15 protein-coding genes are annotated in these 21347 nt (G+C 54.9%); 5 read left to right on the top strand and 10 right to left on the bottom strand.

The features are described from left to right. Position 1: 1 nt before the first annotated feature. The 5 genes from livG to proC all read right to left on the bottom strand — a co-directional run bounded on the left by livG (position 2) and on the right by proC (position 4520). On the bottom strand, positions 2–766 hold the full coding sequence (gene livG / locus CAP48_RS10975; protein ID WP_100696405.1) for a high-affinity branched-chain amino acid ABC transporter ATP-binding protein LivG: 765 nt from the start codon (positions 764–766) through the stop codon (positions 2–4). Then, on the bottom strand, positions 763–2001 hold the full coding sequence (gene livM, locus CAP48_RS10970) for a high-affinity branched-chain amino acid ABC transporter permease LivM (protein WP_100696403.1): 1239 nt from the start codon (positions 1999–2001) through the stop codon (positions 763–765). The genes livG and livM overlap by 4 nt, the downstream gene beginning before the upstream one ends. Then, positions 1998–2924, bottom strand: a complete 927-nt coding sequence (gene livH, locus CAP48_RS10965) for a high-affinity branched-chain amino acid ABC transporter permease LivH (RefSeq protein WP_100696401.1) — start codon at positions 2922–2924, stop codon at positions 1998–2000. Before livH ends, livM begins: the two co-directional genes overlap by 4 nt. Positions 2925–3088: 164 nt before the next feature. Continuing rightward, positions 3089–3649: a queuosine precursor transporter gene (locus CAP48_RS10960; protein ID WP_100696399.1), complete on the bottom strand. Its 561-nt coding sequence runs from the start codon at positions 3647–3649 to the stop codon at positions 3089–3091. A gap of 1 nt (position 3650) precedes the next feature. Further along, a complete protein-coding gene (gene proC / locus CAP48_RS10955; protein WP_100696397.1) occupies positions 3651–4520 on the bottom strand; it encodes a pyrroline-5-carboxylate reductase in 870 nt (289 codons plus the stop codon). A gap of 224 nt (positions 4521–4744) precedes the next feature. Here proC and ugpB point away from each other — a divergent pair, with 224 nt between their 5' ends. The 4 genes from ugpB (at position 4745) to CAP48_RS10935 (ending at position 9124) form a co-directional block, all read left to right on the top strand. Beyond that, on the top strand, positions 4745–6055 hold the full coding sequence (ugpB, locus tag CAP48_RS10950) for a sn-glycerol-3-phosphate ABC transporter substrate-binding protein UgpB (RefSeq protein ID WP_100696395.1): 1311 nt from the start codon (positions 4745–4747) through the stop codon (positions 6053–6055). 238 nt (positions 6056–6293) lie between these two features. Beyond that, on the top strand, positions 6294–7175 hold the full coding sequence (gene ugpA / locus CAP48_RS10945) for a sn-glycerol-3-phosphate ABC transporter permease UgpA (RefSeq protein ID WP_100696393.1): 882 nt from the start codon (positions 6294–6296) through the stop codon (positions 7173–7175). Between the two features lie 11 nt (positions 7176–7186). Further along, positions 7187–8029: a sn-glycerol-3-phosphate ABC transporter permease UgpE gene (gene ugpE, locus CAP48_RS10940; RefSeq protein WP_100696391.1), complete on the top strand. Its 843-nt coding sequence runs from the start codon at positions 7187–7189 to the stop codon at positions 8027–8029. Between the two features lie 12 nt (positions 8030–8041). Continuing rightward, positions 8042–9124, top strand: coding sequence for a sn-glycerol-3-phosphate import ATP-binding protein UgpC (locus tag CAP48_RS10935; RefSeq protein ID WP_100696389.1), 1083 nt, complete (start codon positions 8042–8044; stop codon positions 9122–9124). Between the two features lie 139 nt (positions 9125–9263). On the opposite strand, the gene CAP48_RS10930 is transcribed toward CAP48_RS10935, so the two are convergent. The 3 genes from CAP48_RS10930 to CAP48_RS10920 form a co-directional block, all read right to left on the bottom strand. Beyond that, positions 9264–13523 (bottom strand): hemagglutinin repeat-containing protein, encoded by a 4260-nt coding sequence (locus CAP48_RS10930; protein WP_100696387.1) that lies wholly within the window; start codon positions 13521–13523, stop codon positions 9264–9266. Between the two features lie 51 nt (positions 13524–13574). Then, positions 13575–15215, bottom strand: a complete 1641-nt coding sequence (locus tag CAP48_RS10925) for a ShlB/FhaC/HecB family hemolysin secretion/activation protein (protein ID WP_100696385.1) — start codon at positions 15213–15215, stop codon at positions 13575–13577. Positions 15216–16016: 801 nt separating this feature from the next. Continuing rightward, on the bottom strand, positions 16017–17138 hold the full coding sequence (locus tag CAP48_RS10920; protein ID WP_100696383.1) for a high-affinity branched-chain amino acid ABC transporter substrate-binding protein: 1122 nt from the start codon (positions 17136–17138) through the stop codon (positions 16017–16019). Positions 17139–17501: 363 nt separating this feature from the next. Here CAP48_RS10920 and CAP48_RS10915 point away from each other — a divergent pair, with 363 nt between their 5' ends. Beyond that, positions 17502–18188, top strand: coding sequence for a class I SAM-dependent methyltransferase (locus tag CAP48_RS10915; protein WP_100696381.1), 687 nt, complete (start codon positions 17502–17504; stop codon positions 18186–18188). A gap of 37 nt (positions 18189–18225) precedes the next feature. Here CAP48_RS10915 and CAP48_RS10910 read toward each other — a convergent pair whose 3' ends face one another. Further along, the gene (locus CAP48_RS10910; RefSeq protein WP_100696379.1) at positions 18226–19182 is read right to left on the bottom strand and encodes a LysR substrate-binding domain-containing protein; all 957 of its coding nucleotides are present in this window, start codon (positions 19180–19182) and stop codon (positions 18226–18228) included. Positions 19183–19311: 129 nt separating this feature from the next. Then, the gene (gene recG, locus CAP48_RS10905) at positions 19312–21345 is read right to left on the bottom strand and encodes an ATP-dependent DNA helicase RecG (RefSeq protein ID WP_255411704.1); all 2034 of its coding nucleotides are present in this window, start codon (positions 21343–21345) and stop codon (positions 19312–19314) included. Positions 21346–21347 lie beyond the last annotated feature (2 nt).

Below are 21347 nucleotides of genomic sequence, written 5' to 3'. Positions count from 1 at the left end.
ATTATTCTTCTCCCAGGTACGCCTTGATAACCCGCGGGTCTGCGCGTACCAACTCGGGCGCCCCCGTCACGATCGGCTTGCCGTGCTCCATGACCAGAATCCTGTCGGAAATTCCCATAATCAAGCTCATATCGTGTTCGATCAACAGCACGGACAAATCAAATTCGCGTCGCAAGCGGTGAATCAGGCCAGCCAGATCTTTCTTTTCCTGTGGGTTTAGTCCCGCCGCCGGCTCATCCAGCAGCAATAGAGTCGGCTTGGTAATCATGCATCGAGCGATTTCCAGGCGGCGCTGATGGCCATAGGCCAAGGTACCGGCTTCACGATTGGCATACTGGCGGATACCCATGAAGTCCAGCCAGAAAAGCGCGGCTTCCAATGTCTTGCGCTCAGCCCGGCGATAAGACGGCAGATTGAGCAGTCCGGCCAGAAAACTGGACTCGTGCAGGGTGTGCTGGGCAACCAGAAGATTTTCCAGTGCCGTCAGGGTTTTGAATAACCGGACATTCTGGAACGTGCGAACCAGTCCCCGCTGGGCCACTTTGTGGCTTGGCAAGCCAGTCAGCGTTTTACCATGCAACTGGATATTGCCCTCTGTGGGCTTGTAAAAACCGCTGATGCAGTTAAATACCGTTGTCTTGCCCGCACCATTTGGCCCGATGATCGCAAACACTTCATTTTTGTTCACTTGCAAACTGACCGAATCGACTGCCAGCAGACCGCCAAAACGCATTTTAAGAGAATCGACACGCAGAACAGTACTCATTTTCCAATCTCCACGTGAGGACGCTTAACCGGCAACAGGCCCTGCGGGCGCCAGATCATCATCAACACCATGACCAGGCCAAAGATCAGCATCCGATACTCGGCAAACTGACGAGCCAGCTCAGGCAGTACGGTCAGTGCAATGGCAGCCAGAATCACGCCGATCTGCGAGCCCATCCCGCCCAGTACGACGATGGAAAGAATGAGTGCCGATTCAATGAACGTAAACGACTCGGGATTGACCAGACCCTGCCGCGCAGCAAAAAACGCACCTCCGAAACCGGCAAACATGGCGCCCAGTGTAAAAGCCGACAGTTTGATTTTCGTCGGATTCATGCCCAGCGAACGGCAGGCAATCTCGTCTTCCCGCAACGCTTCCCACGCGCGTCCAACGGGCATGCGGATCAGCCTTGCGGAAATGATGAATGTAATCACCGCAAGCACCAGGGCCATCAGGTAAAGATAGATCACCACATCCACGGTCTGGAACTTCCAACCCATCATTTGATGAAACGTTTGTTCGCCTTCCGGCGCACGACGAGCCATTTCATACCCGAAGACCGAAGGCTTGGGAATGCCTGAAATGCCATCGGGGCCGCCCGTCAGGGTGGTCAGGTTGGTCAGCAGCAGGCGGATGATTTCACCAAAGCCCAGCGTCACGATGGCCAGATAGTCTCCACGCAGACGCAATACGGGAAACCCCAGGACAAAACCGAAAAGCGCAGCAAAAAATCCCGAAAGCGGTAATGCCTCCCAAAAGCCCCAGCCGGCAAAATGGTAGAGCAACGCATAGGTGTAGGCGCCCACCGCATAAAATCCGACAAAGCCCAGGTCGAGCAAGCCAGCAAAACCGACCACAATATTCAGACCCAAACCCAGCATCACATAGATGAGCACCAGAGTGGCAATATCAATTTGCCCACGATCGCCGAAAAATGGCCAGACAATGGCAATCACCAGCATCAGGGCGAAAAGGGCGAACATGGTTTTTTGACCCAAAACCGCGTCTTTGTCCGAACGCAGTTTTTTCGCCGCCGGCGTCTTTTTCCCCTTGAATATCAACGGCTTGACAAGCTGCACGGCAAACACGATCGCCATGCCGATCAATACAATGGTCCAGTCCGGTACAATAGTGGTGTGAATGCCCTGACGAACCAGGCCCATTCCGAAAATCGGCGTAAGCAGAATACCCGACACCAGCGATGCAATAATCGCGTTTTTCAAATTGCGCATCATACTTTTTCCACCTCCGGTTTACCCAGCAAGCCAGTCGGCCGGAACAACAGGATAAGCACCAGCAAACCAAACGCTACAATATCCTTATACGCCGAGCCAATATAAGCGGCGGCCATCGTTTCGGCCACGCCCAGCAACAAGCCGCCTAAAATAGCGCCCGGCACGCTGCCGATGCCGCCCAGCACGGCCGCCGTAAACGCTTTGATGCCGGCGATAAAGCCGATGAACGGATTGAGCTTGCCGATGGTCAGCGCAATCAGCACCCCACCGACCGCGGCAAGAACCGCACCCAGGATAAAAGTAAAAGAGATAACACGGTTGGTATCAATGCCCAGCAGGCTTGCCATATGCATGTCCTGGGAACAGGCGCGCGATGCCCTGCCCATGCGTGAATGCCGGATGAAAAATGTCAGGGCGATCATCAGCGCAAACACCACGCCCATGATCATCAGTCGGGAATACGTCAGCGTAATGGCAAAGTCGCCGCCCAGACTGAAGTGAATCGAACCCGATAGCAGGTTTGGCACAGCCATGTCACGTGAACCCTGCCCGATGGCTACCCAGTTCTGCAGGAAAATGGACATACCGATAGCGGAAATCAGCGCCACCAGGCGTGGGCTGCCGCGCAGCGGCCGGTAGGCGATTTTCTCGACGGCATAACCGTAGAATCCGGTAACCACAGCTGAAATAAGCAACATGGCAATGATGACCACCGGGATCGGAATCCCGTGATTGACGCCAAGGGCCGACAGCGTTACGAGACCGACATATGCGCCGATCATGTAGATTTCGCCGTGGGCAAAATTGATCATGCCGATAATGCCGTAGACCATCGTATAACCGATAGCAATCAGGGCGTAGATGGCGCCCAGCGACATGCCATTGATCAGTTGTTGAATGAATTGAGGTAAAAATTCCTGCATAATGCGCTCCCCGTGCCGTTTTCTCGTCCCTTCGGAAACCCGTTCGGGATAAAATGGCGATGCCGATGCTCTTATTGGATTACGTCGTGTTTGAAGGAACAGGCGCGACTGTTAACTGGTTTATCGCGCTTGTGCACCTCCCTTGTCTGGTGATGATTCGGGCTTCATGCCTGAACACTGCGTGGTCGGCCAAGGTTCCACATCAATATGCGGAAAGGTGCCAGCAGCATGGCGTTGATGGCCAGCTTGACGCCGACGTCTCCGGTAGCCAGTGTCACCCAGGGGACATCGGTACCGACGAAGGCAACGCCAAAGAACAGGAAAGTGTCAATGATGGCGGCCAGCCAACCCGCGACAAATGGCGCTTTCCACCAAGATTGATTGCGAAGCCGGTCAAACACCAGGATATCGAGCAACTGGGCCGTCAGGAAAGCCGCACCGGATGCCGTAGCAATGCGGGCGTCGGCCAGGATATAAGAGGCCAGGACGGCAAAGACAAAGCCGATAAACACGACCCGGCGCGCGCGAGCCGGGCCAAACCGCCGGTTCAGCAGGTCAGTGACCAGAAAGCAAATGGGATAGGTAATAGCGCCCCAGGTCAGCCACGCATTGATATGAAACTGCGGCTGCACCAGAATATTGGACGAGACGATGATCAGGCCCATGATGGCCACAGCCAGCAGAGTCTGGTTTATCGTCATTTTTTCGAATCTAGCGGTATTCATGTTATTTGTTTCCTGAGTCCTGTCCCTGGCTGGCGGCCGGGGCTGACTCCTGCGCCATCTGGGCGGCACGATCATTGGCTGCCTGCATGGCGGCCTGAACCAGGCCTGCAAAATCGCCCTGGGCAAACCGATTGAGGGCCGCGGCCGTGGTCCCGCCTGGCGATGTCACATTCTCGCGCAACCGCGCCGGCGACTCGTCGGACTCGGCTGCAAGCAGGCTTGCGCCCTTGAGCGTGGCCAAGGCAAGGCGTCGCGCCTGTTCTTCGCTCAGGCCAAGCTTAACGCCGCCGGCAATCAGCGATTCAATAAAAAGAAAGACATAGGCTGGGCCGCTGCCCGACAACGCCGTCACAGCATCAAGCTGGGATTCGTGTTCGACCCAGACTGCCTGGCCAACAGAACTGAGCACCTGCTGTGCCAGATCACGATCCGATTGCGGCACCTCAGGCGTGGCGTAAAGGCCAGTGATGCCTTGCCGAATAAGCGCAGGTGTGTTCGGCATACAACGGACCAGCCGAGTGGCCTGCGATTGATTCGGTCCGTTGAGCCATTCGCACAGCGAGGCACAAGGCAGGCCTGCGGCGATACTCAGCACAAGCGTGTCATCCTTTAGAAACTGACGTGAGGCACCGATGGCCTGCTGCATTATCTGCGGCTTGACTGCGTAAATCCAGACTTTATAGCGGTTCAGTTTCTCGCAAGCCTGGGCGGCTGTAGGCACGCCCTTTTCTTCCCAGGCTGAACGCGTGGCCTGGCTCGGATCGACGACAAGAATATCCTGCGGTTGGCACAAATTGCCCAACAGGCCGCTCAACATGGCGCCGGCCATATTGCCGCCACCGATAAAAGCGATAGTGAGTGAATTTTTCATGGTCAGGGATTGTACTCCGCTAATGCCCGACCGCACATCAGAAAATACGCTATGTCAGACAAAATTTCAAGCAAACGAATGATTTTACTGGACTTGTGCGCCAATAGCGTACCGCCAGGGCGAATTAGGGATTGTCACTATTCTGTCACTAACAAGTCATACTATAATGCCGTTTATCACGTTCCTGGTTTGCGCCGGGACTTCCCCCTCCGGAGAATTCATCAATGCGCTTCACGATCCGCACCTTGTCCCTGGCCGGCGTCATGTCTTTTGCCAGCTTCAGCGCCCTTGCCGCAACAGACATCACTTTCTGGCATTCCATGGAAGGGCCGCTGGGCGAGCGGGTCAGCGAAATCGCCAAAGACTTTAACGCCTCCCAGAATGACTATGTCATCAAAGCCACTTATAAAGGCAACTACGGCGAGTCCATGAATGCCGGCATTGCCGCTTACCGCGCCGGCCAATCGCCGGATATCATCCAGGTATTCGAGGTGGGCACCGCCACCATGATGTACGCCAAGGGCGCCATCGAGCCGGTGCAGGACATGGCAGAAAAAGCGGGAAATCCGCTGGATCCCAAGGCTTTCGTTCCCGGCATCGCTGGTTATTATTCCGATACCAGTGGCAAACTGGTTTCCATGCCCTTTAACAGTTCGACCCCGGTCATGTTCTATAACAAAGACCTGTTTGAGAAAGCTGGACTGGATCCGGAACAGGGTCCGAAAACCTATGCGGATATTGACGCGTTTGCCAAAAAGCTCAAGGCGGCAGGCGTCGAATGTGGCTACACCACGTCCTGGCCAGCCTGGGTGCTGATCGAGAACTTCGCCGCCCTGCATAACATTCCTTACGCATCCAAGGACAACGGCTTTGGCGGCCTGGACACCCGCATTGATCTACAGTCCGAGCCATTTTTGAAGCATTTTGAATTCCTGAGCAAAATGTCCAAGGAAGGCACGTTCACCTACGGTGGTCGCGGCGATGCGGCCAACGCCCTGTTCATTTCCGGCAAATGCGGCATGTTCACCGGTTCCAGTGGCACCCGCGCCAACATCCTGAAGAACGGCAAATTCAAATTCGGCGTATCCAAGTTGCCGTACTACGACAACGTCGAGGGCGCGCCGCAGAACAGCGTGATCGGCGGCGCCTCGCTGTGGGTTTTCGCCAAAAAATCACCCGAAATCTATAAGGGCATAACCGCGTTCTTCCATTATCTGACCAAGCCTGATGTTGCGGCCAAATGGCACCAGGACACCGGGTATGTGCCCGTGGTTCGCGCGGCCTATGAAGCGACCAAAGCGTCGGGTTACTATGAGAAAAACCCGGGCACCGATGTTCCATTCGAGCAGTTGAATGTGGAAACAACGGCGCAATCGCGCGGCGTTCGCCTGGGCTTTCTGCCACAAATCCGCGATATCGAGGAAGGTGTCATGGAATCAATGTTTGGTGGCAAAGTGTCCATCAAGAACGGTGCTGCCGATATGCAGGAACGAGCCAATGCATTGTTGGAACGTTTTGAAAAAGGTAACAAGTAGAAGACTTTAACCATGAAAACAGCGGGGGCGCAACATCATTGCCCTCGCTGTTTTCGTTTTAGTGCTGTCATCGTTTTTCATTTTGAAACGCTGCTGGTTTTAACCACGCAATCTCATTTGCGCGGCGGGTTCTGACTGATCAGTCCCGCATCCGGCACAAATTGATGTCATTGCCGTGGCGTCTACCGCCGCATCCGGGTTGTCTTGGCCTTCCGGGATACGGCATCGGAACTGTCTTATGGAAAAACGCGTTGTATTCAACCATAAACTGCTGCCTTATCTTTTGCTGGCACCGCAGTTACTAGTCACGATTGTCTTTTTCTTTTTGCCTGCCGGCCAGGCAATCTGGCAATCGTTCTTTATTGAATCGGCTTTTGGCGGCGACCAGCAGTTTGTCGGCTTGGAAAACTACACCAGCCTGTTTAACAACAGCACGTATTATTCGTCGTTCTGGGTCACTTTGCTTTTTTCCGGCCTGGTGGCGGTCGTGGGCCTGACCGTCTCTTTGGTGCTGGCGCTCATGGCCAACCGCGTGGTACGCGCGGCCAGCGCCTACAAGACCCTGCTGATCTGGCCGTATGCTGTTGCGCCTGCCGTGGTTGGGGTCCTGTGGGCATTTCTGTTTTCGCCTGCCGTGGGTACACTGGCCGTGTATATGACCAATCTTGGCATTAACTGGAATCCACGACTGGACTCAACCGACGCTATGACGCTGGTGGTGATCGCCGCAGTATGGAAGCAAATTTCCTACAATTTTTTGTTTTTTCTTGCCGGCCTGCAGTCTATTCCTACCTCTTTGCTGGAGGCGGCCGCCATTGATGGGGCCAGCCCGTTTCGGCGCTTTCGCACGATCGTCTTTCCGCTGCTGTCACCCACGACATTCTTTTTGCTAGTCATCAATATCGTCTACGCGTTTTTCGAGACTTTTGCGATTATTGACACGACCACGCAGGGCGGGCCCGGGACTTCGACCAATATCCTGGTCTACAACGTCTACAAGACGGCATTCAAGTCGTTCGATTACGGCTCGTCCGGCGCGCAGTCGGTCATTTTGATGATGATTGTGATTTTACTGACAGTCATCCAGTTTCGCTATGTTGATCGCAAAGTCCAGTACTAAGGAATCAAATCATGATTGAAAGACGCCCCGCACTGGATTTGCTGGCCCACCTGATTCTGATTGTCGGACTGGCGATCGTTGCCTTTCCGCTGTACATCGCCATTGTGGCCTCAACCCAGACGGCACAGGAAGTCGCCAATGCCCCCATGTCGCTCTGGCCGGGCAGCCAGTTCATTGAAAACTATACAACAGCCCTGTTTGGCGACAGTTCCGCACCCACTAGCGTGGCGCATATGCTGTGGGTCAGTTTCGTCACCGCCATGACAATTGCCATAGGAAAAATCACGATTTCCATGCTATCGGCCTTTGCCGTAGTTTATTTTCGCTTTCCCTTGCGCATGCTGTGTTTCTGGATGATCTTCATCACGCTCATGCTGCCGGTAGAGGTGCGTATCTCACCCACATTCGAAGTGGTCGCCGGCCTTGGCCTGACCAACACCTATGCCGGTCTGACTCTGCCACTGATTGCTTCGGCCACCGCCACCTTTTTATTCCGGCAGTTTTTCCTGACCGTGCCCGATGAACTGATTGAAGCGGCCCGCATTGACGGCGCCGGCCCCTTGCGTTTTTTCCGTGATATCTTGCTGCCTTTGTCAAAAACCAGCATCGCCGCCCTGTTCGTGATTCAGTTTACCTATGGCTGGAACCAATACCTGTGGCCTCTGGTGATGAAAACCACAGATGACATGACCCCCATTGTGGTCGGTATCCGCACCATGATCGGCGGAGGCGACAGCGTGACCGATTGGAACATTGTCATGGCGACCGCCCTGCTCGCCATGATCCCACCCGGACTGGTAGTGGTACTCATGCAGAAATGGTTTGTCAAGGGTCTCGTGGACACCGAGAAATAAAGGATTATTAACATGTCAACACTGCAGTTGAACGATATCAGGAAAACTTACCCCGGCAATGTGGCCGTCATTCATGGCGTGAATCTGCAGGTGCAGGACGGGGAGTTCATTGTCATCGTCGGGCCGTCCGGCTGTGGCAAATCCACGCTGATGCGCATGGTCGCCGGACTGGAGTCGGTAACCGATGGCCAGATCCGCATTGACGGCAACGTCGTCAATGACCTGGAACCGGCAGAACGCGATATCGCCATGGTTTTTCAGAACTATGCGCTATACCCGCATATGTCGGTCTATGAGAACATGGCCTATGGCCTGAAGATCCGCAAAATGACCAAAGCCCAGATTGACGAGCGGGTTCAGCAAGCGGCGGGCATTCTGGAGCTGGGCAGCCTGCTTGACCGCCGGCCGCGCCAGCTTTCGGGCGGACAGCGCCAGCGTGTAGCCATGGGTCGCGCTATTGTGCGCGAGCCCAAAGTGTTTCTATTCGACGAACCCTTGTCCAACCTGGACGCCAAACTTCGGGTGCAAATGCGCCTGGAGATCCAGAAGCTGCATCGGCGCCTGCGCACCACCAGCCTGTACGTGACGCATGACCAGATTGAGGCCATGACGCTGGCTGATCGCATGATTGTGATGAATAAAGGCGTGGCCGAACAAATCGGCACCCCGATCGAGGTCTTCGAGAAACCAGCCACCACGTTTGTTGCCGCATTCATCGGCTCTCCGCCCATGAATCTGATTCCAGTCTCTGTAACGGCAGACGGCGATATAGTGACCCGCGCTGGCCAGACAATGGCCATCCCGGCTTCGCAAGTGCCTGCGCGTGCCCGCAATAAAGATATTATTCTCGGATTCCGCCCTGAGCATGTCGAGCTTGGCCAGCCCGGCATCCCTATGACAATTGAAATGATTGAAGTTCTGGGATCGGAAAAACTCATTCACGGACGCGTTGGCGATACGCTGGTTGTTGTGCGCTGCGATCTACACGACACCGCCTCTTCTAACAACAAGATCGGTGATACTATTCATGCCGGAGCCGATGCCCGCCATCATCTGCACTGGTTCGATCCGCAAACCACACGCCGCATCGACTAATCGCAGTCCCCGCCCTCTTCTTCTGTAGAGAGTTACCCATGGTGTTCCTACTGTCATTCTGGCAGCGGCGCGCACTCGGGTAACCCTCTTGCCACGGACCAAGCCTCAAGACAAGGCGGTTTCCTTGCGAGGCAGCATGCTATTTTTCATCGTTGGTGAAATAGCCATGCCCGGATGCCAAAGGCTGGCCTTTTTCAAGCCGTTCCTTCAGATTGGTACCCACATCAAAATCGAATCCGGCCGCCAGGTTTTTTTGGGCACGCTCAGGTGCATCAACGATACGCCCATTAACGTTGAGTGCGGACTCGCCACTGTGCAGGCTGATTTTGGCCGGCTCATTCTCAATCTTATGGATATACTTGCCATCTCCATTGATCGAGGCGCTTACACCGGCAATGGTGCCATTGTTCCAGTCGTGTTTCAGGCCTTCAAGCACGTTACCCAACTCATATGGTGTGAACTTGCCGGATCCGGCTGCCTGCAGATTCAATTTGCCTTCATGAGTGGTCGCCTGGGTCCCCTGCGTGCTGATATCGCCAGTGACGTGACCGGTTGCTAAACCGGCAGTCAGGCTGTCACCCTTGAATGTCAGATCCTTGCCGACATTGATGGTGGCGACCTCGGCTGTGGAATGGCCTGCGGTATTTGACTGATTGCGGGCGACGTCAATATCCAGTGAGGCATTGCCCTGGGCCGGATACCAGACCTTATCGCTGACGCCGCCTGATAACCCAAGCGCTACACCCACGCTGGTGTGCTTATCGTGATTATGGCCTGCCTGAACATTGATATTGCCGTCCGTTGTTGCCTCAAGTTGCCCGGCAGCCAAATGGGTCGCAACCACGTCAATCCCCTTGTTGCCATTCAGATTGACGGAACCGGCTTGAACGCTACTTGCATGATAGACAAGCGCGTCGCCATGTTGCACATTCAGATGGGTGCCCAGATTGACACTGCTTACATCAGCGCCAAGCCCGATCGTCGCGCCCAGATCAACGCCCACTTTGCGGTGTTCATCCGTCAGACCAGCCAGCTTGATAGGCTCGCCTTTGACGTTCAATGCATCGGCCTGAATCTGCGTACCTTGAATGACGCTGGCGCCGTGGCTGCTGATATTGAGTTGTTTGGCGTTGAGCTGCGCAGCTTGCCCGGTCTTTTGGCCCTCGCTATGGCCGTTGACAGCAAGCCCCAGATCGAGCGATGGTACCGCGGCTCCCGCGGCGGGGACAACAAAGGCGCCCACGCCCACTTTTAAATCAAAGCCGCCGCCACGTTTTGTTTCCGTGTTGTTGGCCTGGCTTAATACCACGTCCTTGCCCGCGACCAGATGGATACCATCGGCAGCATGGATATCAGCCTGGCTATGGATGTTCTGCATGGCATTAACAGAAACGTTGCCACTATTGATTTGCGTTTTTACTGCCGTGCCAGCCATCTCTTTTTCATGCTGAAACTTGGCGTTCGCATTCAGAGACACATTGACGGTATTGTAGTCTTTGGTCGAAACGTTCACACCCAGGCCGACTGCGCCACGGTTGTCGACAAAACCTTTTTCATTGCTGGCCGATGCCAGATCCACATTGGCTGCGCTCAGGTTGACCTGGTCTTTTCCGTTATAACGGGTGCCTTCATCGCGAAGACCGTCATGGGCCGCAACGTTAATGACCTGGGCATTCAATTGCGTGCCCGTGGCCTTCGTCTCCTTGCTGTCTTTGCGACCACCCTGTCCATTAATACCCACATTAACGGCCAGCGCCTTATCGTAGCCGACATTGACGCCAATCCCCGCATGTACAACGGCATCAATACTTGTGCCCGTTTTACCGCCATGGGCGGTCTGGTGCGAGATGTTTTTGGCCGATTCATTGATGGCCTTGCCACTGATCTGCGTGCCTTGATGAACGATAGTATCGCCTTTGAGATTCACCTGATCGGCAGCAATAATTTGCGTGCCTTTGACGATCGAATCATTGACCTTGTCGTTCTGATGTTTGGCATCGACCGCCAGGCCAAGGGAAACCCCTTTCCCGTTGGCGCCTGCAGACAGGGTCACGCTGGTTGTGGTGTCAATACGATTCTCGGACGTCGTCTCTGACTGACTGCCTGTGTTCAGTTTGGCCGCCGCAATATTGACGTCGCCGCGCACTGCCTCGATTGTGCTTCCCGACACCGATACATCCTTGCCCTGAATGCTGACGCCGCGACCGCCTGTCAGTTCGGCAGCGTGATGGCGTTCGGCCTCGTTGACGGTTTTATTGTCATTAATCACAATTGCGATATGGCCGGCAACTTCCTTGTCCTTCACGCTCAGCTTGTCAAGCTTGCTGTGGATACCCACGGCCTTGTGGTGTTCTGAACTGGTGATTTTATCGTTGCTGCCGGCAACATTGACTTTACCGCTGGCGGCAATATCGAGCAAACCATTGGTTTTGACCTGGCTGCCCACGACATCAATATCCTGCCTGCTCAGCAACTTCAGATTGGACTCTGAGAACAGCGTAGAGCCCTGGCTGCTGTCCTGCCGGCGATGGCTCTGCCTTTTATCCTTGGTAATGTCAAATATGCTGCCAATCCGTTGATAGTTGCTCTCGTCCAGCCGGTTGACCACTGAGTCTATCGTCAGATGACCCTGGTCGGTATAAACATAGGCGCCTTTATCAGAGATAACCCGGCTGCCCGCAATATCGACGCCTTTTTTGGCCTGCAAAACAACCAGTTGTTTGGCGTGTACATCAGAGCCCACCATGCGTTTTTCATCACGCTTGTTGTCGGCACTGTTGGATCCGCCCGCACCGGCCCAATATTTGGTGACGTCGTCTCTGGCCTGCTGCTGCCGGGTTTGCTCGGCGCCCAGTCCGATTTTGCCGCCGGCATCCACCATCGCAGAATCGGCAACAATCCTGACTCCGTTCAATACCGTATCTTTGTCCGTGTTGATGACCAGTTTTTCTGCGTTGACGGTCGAGGCAATATCATCCTGTACGCTTTCAAAATCGCGCGCATCGCCGTTTTTGATACGGTCACGGGCGCGCTTGGCGTTGCGATCAATTTCATTGCGGAAAGTCACGGTTTTTTCTGTCAGTTTTGTCTGATTTTTACCCGACAGTGCAAGTTTGCCTTTTGCCTTTAACGCGACACCGCGTGCATCAAGAGTGAGGGCTGTACCGGTAATGTCGGATGCACTGGAAATAGTGACAGTGTCCGATTTGATCTGGGTGCCATGGACGGTTTCCTGAACGCTTTTTTGCGCATCGGTATGGAACCAGAGCCCCTTATATTTGCGATCGCTGCGCGAGTTTTCGTTACTGGTTACCTGCGCGCCCAAATTCACATTGCCCGCGTTCACCTCCAGCGCATCGACTGCCAGCGTGGTGCCGCTCACATTCAGCCTATTTTGGATGTTGAAAACGGCATTTTTGGCGTTGACTTCTGTGCCTTGCAGCGTTTCATTTTTGTCAAAGGCATTGCGCTTGACAAAAACGCCGTCACCCAGGTTTTCCACCGACTCCTGCCTGACCTCCCGGCGCACCGCCTTGCCACGAAGATCTACTTTGCCTGCATCCAGCTGGACATGATCAGCCTTCATCTTTAAGCCTTCGGCAACCACAGTCGCTCTTGAGTCGGTCGAATGAATGCGGATACGGCCGGACTGAATGCTACCCAGCAAATGCCCGTCCAGCGTTCTGTGATGTTGCGGCTTGGCAGGATTGACTGCCTTGATCGAACCGTCGCGCTCACGCATGACCTGGTTACGTCCCATGATGACATTGACCGCAGTGTCGGCTTGAACGTCGCCGTTCAAGTCTACGGCAGGGGCGATCAGATCCAGGACTTTAGCCTGATCAACACTGCCCTGCACGACGAGCTTGTTATCGGTCGTGACATCGTATCCGGCCAGGTTGCCGTTTTCAATCACCGGCTTGCCGGCAACCAGGCTGGCGCGCGGCACATTGATAAAGCCGCAGCCCCGGCATGTAATTCCGTCAGGATTAGCAAGAACGTAATCGGCCACTATCCCGAACACTTCCTGTTTACCCAGCAGCAGAGAGGGATTATGCCGGATGACCTCGTTCAGAATGACCTTTGCCGCTGCCCCATTCAAGTTGCCATTGGCCTTTAACTCACCCGCCAGTTGTGAAGTGCCGCCCTGTAATGCGTTATTCAAAACGGCGCCGGCACGATCCACGTTATATTTGACATACTTGTTATGAGAGATGCCCTGCTCATTCGGTGCCGCAATGTCCACGATTTCAACATTACCTTTACGGTATATGTTTTGCGCACCTTTATGCTCGGCGACAATGTCAGCCAGGGCAATTGAAGAAAGCTGGGTCATTGCAAGCGAAACGGCCAGTCGACCGGCGGATGACAAACGCAACGTTGGCTGTCGTGATGTCATATGATTTCCTCCTGATTCAAAATCACTATTTACGGTTGAACCACAATATTGCTAGAACCGTTGACTCAGATTCAAGCTCAGTGCGTGATCGCCCCATGACCCGTTATGATCATGCAGACGACCCTTTGAAAACTCGACCCTCGCATCCAAACCATTGTGAGCGTTAAGTTTCAATCCAATTGACCACGAATGAGCCCATCTTGGTTTCTCATTGCGTGATCGGTTTGATTTTTGCATCCCGATATCCAGCCCCACATACGGTCGTATCGTCAACGATCCCTGTTGCTGGCCCAGATAAAGATTGTTCCGCAGCACCACCGCTTTTTCCGCTGATGTACTCATTCGCCTGAACCCGCGAACGGCATATTTGTCCAGCAGGTCCAGCTGTTTGATGGCGGGTAGAAGATGAGGGCTGTAACGGGCCAGCAGTTCGTGCTCATGATGCCAGGTGTGCTGGCCACGACGATGATAGAACTGGGCGTTGAACGCCAGGCTGAAATTGCGATAGCTGCGTTTATAGATGTCTGCATATCCCTGCTTCCACGACAAGCCTTGTTCGTACGCAACGTCGGTCCACATGACGCCGTCGGGTAAGACGCGCAAGTGGGTCCATCCAATCTGGGCGCTGACCATCACCGGACTTTGCAAATAGATCACGCTTTTTTCAAAACGGCCGCGGGCGCTTACTTGCTCCAGCTGTCCGTATACCGACGACACATGATTGCTTCCCCGGGTAAAAACATAATTGGCACGTAACCCCGCCTGCCAGGTTCTGCCATCCAACACATAGCGGTTCTCATGAATAAAGAGCTGATCACGATACTGCGAGATAGAGCCAAATACACTGAAGTCCCAGTATCCATAGGGCACGGAATAGTGAAAAGCCAGGCTGCGGTTATACAGGCTGAAGGGCTTGCTGCCCAGCGATTGGCTCGCACTGATCATGATCGAGTCTGACAACGAAAACGGGCTGTCTATGACCAGGCCCGCTCGCGCCGTCCACCGACCTGTTCCTTTATTGCCGTTATTGTCCAGTCCAACATAGCCACCGGCGCGTCCCCGGGACTGGTTGCGCATTTGCAATTCGATATCGCCACCGGGCTGCAATTTCACATCAACACTGACCTTGTTTGAAAAAAACTTATCGGTGTGATCCAGCCCCTGATCCAGGGTATGGATCCTCAAGGGTTTGCCGATCAAACCCGGAAAAAGCATATCTGCATTGACAATGGCATCTTGCCCGCTAATTTTTGCCACACGCCCTTCGGTAACCCTAAGGTACAAAATCTGGCCGATGGGCTCGAACACAAAGACGTTATGCAAATAGCCATGTTCCAGATAGAGAGCGGTCAGCTCACGGCTTAACTGGTTGAGCCGGTCGGCATTCAGGCATTCGTCCACGCTGGGCAAAATGGCATCCGGTTTTACCAGGGAGACACCGACCAGCTCCAGCCGGTCATAGGACAGGCACGACTGCCCTTTAAACTTGTTCTGTTGCGCTTGCCTGGCCGGCTCGTAATGCCGCTGGCTGTTTCTATGCTGTTGCCGGTATTGCCGGATTCTTTCGAGTTCCTGCTGTGCCGTTCTTTGTCCGTCCACCAATGCGGCAACAGGATGAGCCTGGGCAATGGCGGCACCGTGTAACGACAGTAACAGCAACCCTGTAGCGCAAGTCGTTTTTAGCCGCGACAATTAAACACCTTATGACGACAAATACAATAAACGGATGTCGGCCAGAAGCTGTGTCATCCGACTAAGGCACACAACGAACCGACACGGCCTGCCACAAACCCGTTTGCCCAGAGCGCTAGCTGGTCACGCGCCTGGTCGTTATTGAGTGCAGACATGGCGCAGGAAAGAACGGTATCGCAGTACACCGTGGCACACGTGCATGCAGAAGCTTTGCAGAACGGAATGAGCAGCCTGCCATTTGTGTCCTTTGCTGTTTATTAGTAATGGATTTGGGCCCGAGCATATTAAGCGCGATCGGAAAAAAACTGAATGATGTAGCTCAAGAAATAGTACTCACTGAGGATTGCGATTGATCCTAGCGAGTTCGGTCTTTTTTGCAGTTCGCCCTATGGGATAGGCCTGAAACTGAAAATACGGCGAACGAGCGCTAACGCGGGTCCGAATCGAATTGGCCGGCTTGCCCGTGGTCAGCGGGTGTGGCGGAACGAGCGTTGAAGCAACGCTGACTTAAACTGGCAGGCAACCTGGTTAACTGGTGGGCTGGTTAACTAATGGGCTGATGGGCTGATGGGCTGATGGGCTGGCAGGATCGTAATAAGAAAATATGCGCTGCGGGCTGGGTTTATTAACGGTGTACTGAACATGGCGGCAAAAGCGTGTTGGCCTATGGGGACCAAAACGCCCTCCAAAACAAAACTGGATCCGCGCGCGACGGATCCAGTTTCATTGCCCTTTGTCGGACCGACAAAACTCGCATTGCCTGACGGCGTACGCGAATTCCTGACGTCCTGGCGTGGCGGTTTACTTGACCGCTGTTTTGCTTCCGTCTTTGTGCCAGGTGTAGACGTCAAACTTAAAGGTGTTCAGGTCGCCCTGCTTATTCCATGACAGATCGCCGATGACCGATTTAACTGTATTGCCGTGCAGCCATTCAGCGACTTGCTCGGGATCGGTACTGTTGGTGGCCTTGATACCTTCCACGATGGCTTGTGTCGCGGCATAGGCGGTTAGCTGGAAGGCGCCAGACGCGTTACGTTTTTTCGCGTTGAAGGCTTCGACGACGGCTTTGTTCTCTGGCAGTGAGGAGTAATCGGCAGGCAAGGTGAGCAGCATGCCTTCGACGGCATCGCCGGCGATCGCATTGATTTCAGGATTGCCGGCGCCTTCCGGACCCATGAACTTCGCTTTGAGACCTTGCTCAGATGCCTGACGCATGAGCAGGCCCATCTCGGGATGGTAGCCACCGTAGTAAATGAAATCCACCCCAGATGACTTCATCTTGGTAATGACTGATGAGTAATCCGTTTCCCCGGCGTTGATACCTTCAAACAACGCAACCTCAATATTGCCCTTTTTCAGGTTGTCGCGTACGGATGAGGCAATCCCCTGTCCATAGGACTGTTTGTCATGCAGGATTGCGACTTTGCTGGGCTTGACGCTGTCAATAATATATTTTGCCGCTGCGGGGCCTTGCTGGTCATCCCTTCCGATCGTACGGAAAACGAAATCAAAATTTTTGCCGTCTGTCACGTTGGGTGCCGTGGCCGAAGGCGTGATCATGACTACCCCTTCCTGATTGTAGACAGACGCGCCGCCAACCGTCGCACCGGAGCAGACCGGTCCGACCACGAAACCGATTTTATTGTTGACCACGTTATTGGCTGCTGTCGGGCCCTGTTTGGGTTCGCAAGCATCATCCACTTGCACCATTTCAAATTGCTTGCCATCGTAGCCGCCTGCCGCGTTGACCGATTCGATTGCGGTCTGAATGCCTTCACGCACCATGTCGCCATACTGGGTTACGGGGCCGGTTACGGGGCCGACTGCCGCAATTTTGATGGTATCTGCAGCCAGTGCCTGGGTCGACAGCATCAGGCCGGCGGAAATGGCCACGGACAGTGCAGATGCTTTCAGATAGTTCATTTGTAGTACTCCGGTAATGTAAGGATACGTAATCACGTTTAACGTCGTTATTCTCGCACTTTTTTTTTACATGGGTTCAATTTTGTTAGAACGCTCAAGGTAAACCCTGATTTGACGAATGCGCCCACCATGTCATCGGGCAACGGCACTTGCCACGATGCTCGCCTACCGGGTACAGCTGTTACGCGCTATTTGGATGCCGTGGCCTGCTAATTGCCAAACGCCGCAAGGCCAGCGGCTCTGTTCAATTGACATGGAATACGGCGTCTTGTATGGTTTGACGATATATGAACGATCTTTTCGTTACTTGCTGCCAAGTCTGCCAACCTACCGCCGGGACATCACGCCCGGGAGGACACACCCATGACCGGTAAAACATTGCCTCAATTCGATTCTACGGTCGTCCCGGGCTACTTGGCAGGGACAGAGCGCAAAGTTCCCGGGCTGGCCGATCTGCATCGCATGACCATGCTTTTACTGAATGAGCAGTTGCCGCAGGCTGCGGAAATTCTGGTTGTCGGCGCCGGTGGCGGGATGGAACTCAAGGCGATGGCCCAAGCACAGTCACAATGGAAGTTTGTCGGCGTCGATCCCTCTGCCTCCATGCTGGATCTGGCGCATCGCAACACGGAATCGTTCAAAAACCGTATAACGCTGATAGACGGCACTGTCGAGGCCGCACCTGTTCACAAGTATGATGGCGCCACTTGCCTGCTCACGTTGCACTTTCTCGAAAGAACCGAACGTTTGCACACGCTGCAGCAAATTCGTCGGCGCCTCAGGCCCGGAGCCCGGCTGATTGCAGCGCATCACAGCAACCCGGGGGGCAACGTACAATCGTGGCTGGCGCGGTCAGTGGCCTTCAGCCAGCATGACGGTGTCAACTGGCAGAATGCGCTGGCGTCCGCGGACTCAATGGCATCAGGCCTGCCGCTCTTGAAGGTCAGTCAGGAGCAGGCGCTGTTTCGGCAAGCCGGTTTCGTCAATGTCGAACTCTTTTATGCTGCTTTCTCGTTTCGCGGCTGGGTGGCCACGGCGGACCCGGCCTGAGTGAGACTCCGGGGCGAGGAATCTCTCCCTTTGCCAGTCAGCTTGTGTGCAGGCTTCTGATCTTGCCATTAAGCATTCTGACGCCGGTCAAATCGCATCGGTAAATACAGTCGGCCAGCGCATCAATCGCCTGCAGTCGCGGGAAACTGCGACGCCAGATCAGCACCACTTCCCGGTTGGGTATGGGCCGCTTCATGGGCACGTAACGCACCAGATCCTCTTTCGAGGGTGGTTTTTCGGGCAGCGCTGTCATTGGCAGCAGCGTAATGCCCAGGCCGGCCGCAACCATGTGGCGAATAGTTTCCAGCGAGGAGCCTTCAAAAGAACGCTGTATGCCGTCTGCCGCGGCCGCAAATCGCGACATCTCCGGGCATACCTCCAGCACCTGGTCGCGAAAACAGTGTCCGGCTCCCAGCAAGAGCATGGTCTCCTGCTTTAACATCTCAGTATCGATATCCGTTTCCTGGGCCCAGCGATGATTGCGGGGGACTGCCGCAATGAAATCTTCTTCATAAAGTGGCCGCACCTCCAGCCCTGCCTCGGGCAGCGGCAAGGCGACAATGGCGCAGTCTATCTCGCCCTGGCGCAACAACTCCAGCAGTCGCACCGTGAAGCTTTCCTGCAGAATCAGCGGCATTTGCGGTGTAGTGCGCAATTGCAGCGGGATCAGCTTGGGCAGCAGATAAGGGCCGATTGTATGGATAACGCCGACACGCAACGCGCCCGATAAGGGATCATTGCCCTGCCGGGCAATTTCCTTAAGGTTGGCGCTTTCTTCCAGAATTTTCTGGGCCTGCGTAACGATCCGCTGTCCGGTGGGCGTCACACCCACTTCGTTGCCGCCGCGCTCGAATATGATCACGCCCAGTTCATCTTCCAGTTTTTTGATGGCCACAGATAAGGTTGGCTGGCTGACAAAACAAGCCTCTGCGGCACGGCCGAAATGTCGTTCCCGGGCTACTGCAATAATATATTTGAGTTCAGTAAGCGTCACACCAGGCTCCGCAAAAAGTAAGTGTCAAATTGGCTAGGGTCTCCAGCCGTGGACAGGATAGTCCGGTTGAAACGCAAAATCTTGAATCGAACTAGCGCGCCTCTTTTGGCCAGCGCGCAACCAAGCGCTTCATATTCTGAGCAAATCTGCCCGCTGGCGCGCCCATCGTTGTAAATGCGCGGCCGCCGCTTCCGGGTATTGAGCCTGCATCAGCACCGCAGTGTCACGCGCCTGTTCGGCGATGGGCGCATCCAGCTCGATATCGGCAAAACGCAAGAGCGCCATGCCCGACTGCCGCATGCCAAGAAACTCTCCCGGACCACGCTGTTCCAGATCACGTCTTGCAATCTCGAAGCCATCCTGCGTCTCGTACATCGCCTTGAGCCTGGCCGTCGCCACCGTGGACAGGGGGGTCTGGTACAACAGCACACAGACCGATTCATTATTTCCGCGACCGACGCGCCCCCGTAGCTGGTGCAATTGGGCCAGCCCAAATCGTTCGGCATGTTCAATAATCATCAACGATGCATTGGGCACGTCCACGCCAACTTCGATCACCGTGGTTGCTACCAGTACATCCAGCGCATGTCCGTGAAAGGCGCTCATGATGGCTGTTTTTTCCTGTGTCGGCAAGCGTCCATGAAGCAGGCCGATACGCAGACCCGGCAGTTCTTCCTGCAACCGCTGGAACGTGTCGGTCGCCGTTTGCAATTGCAAAGCCTCACTTTCCTCTACCAGCGGACAAACCCAGTATACCTGCCTGCCCTGCCGAATGACTTCATGGACATGAGCCAGCAGTTCACCACGTCGTGCGTCGGCAAACAGCTTTGTGACCACGGGAGTGCGGCCCGGCGGCAGTTTATCGATCACCGAGACGTCCAGATCGGCAAAAAACGTCATAGCCAGCGTGCGCGGAATGGGCGTGGCGCTCATACTGAGCTGATGGGGCGCCACGGCTTGCTGCTCGCCCTTGCGGGCCAGGCTCAGACGCTGGCCGACACCAAAACGGTGCTGCTCATCGACGATCATCAGTCCGAGCCGCTCGAACGAGACGTGCTGCTGGATAAGCGCCTGCGTACCCACCACCAGTTCAGTTGTGCCGTTTGCCACATCTGCTGCGGCCTGCTGCTTCTTTTTCGGCGTCAGGCTGCCGGCCAGCCACCCCGTACTGATGCCCAGCGGTTCAAACCAGGCACTGAATTTTTTGAAATGCTGTTCGGCCAGAATCTCGGTGGGCGCCATGACAGCTACCTGAAATCCCTGATCGATCGCATGTGCGGCGGCAATCGCGGCCACCACGGTTTTACCGCTGCCCACATCCCCCTGCAGCAGCCGCTGCATGGGATAGCTGTGTTGCATATCGGCCAGAATCTCGCGGCTGACCCTGTCCTGCGCAGAAGTCAGGGCAAAGCCGACCTGGGCAAGCAGCCGTTGCACCAGTCCCGAGCCTTGCCCCTTCATGGCATAGGCCTTTTGATTCTGCCGGGTGGCGCGTGCCAGCGACATGGCCAATTGCTGTGCGAGCAGTTCGTCGAACTTGATGCGTTCCCACGCTGGATGCGTTTTTTCAATCAGCGATACGGTGTCGGCCTGTTTGGGAGGATTGTGCAGCAGTTGGATGGCCTGCGCAAACGGCGCCAGTTGATACTGTTGCTGAATCGCCTCGGGCAGGGTGTCGTCAAGCCGCACGCGGGAGAGCGCCGCGTTGACCGCCTTGCGGATTTGCGGCTGATTCAATCCATCGGTCGCCGGATAAACCGGCGTGAGTCGATCCGATAGCGGCGCCCCCGCACGACTGACCTTGGGGTGCACCATTTCAAAACCCCAGAAAGACCCCCCGCGCACTTCGCCGCGAACCCGGATCAGCCGCCCTTCTTCCACCGCCTTGATCTGGCTTGGATAAAAATGCAGCCAGCGCAGTGACAACTGGCCCGAATCGTCCTCAATGGTAGCTGTCAGTTGCCGCCTGCCGCGAATCTGGACCTGCGCCTTGCGCACGATACCTTCGACCTGCGCCATTTGGCCCGGATACAGCGATCCGATGCGATGCAGTGCCGTTTCGTCCTCATAACGCAATGGCAAGTGCAAAACAAAATCAAAATCCTGGACCAGTCCCAGCGCCGCAAATTTCTTGCTGATGACGCTGGAATTGTCGGTTTTCACGG

The organism is Advenella sp. S44 (assembly GCF_002810445.1).
Taxonomy (GTDB): domain Bacteria; phylum Pseudomonadota; class Gammaproteobacteria; order Burkholderiales; family Burkholderiaceae_B; genus Advenella.
This window is presented reverse-complemented; position numbering and strand designations above follow the sequence as displayed.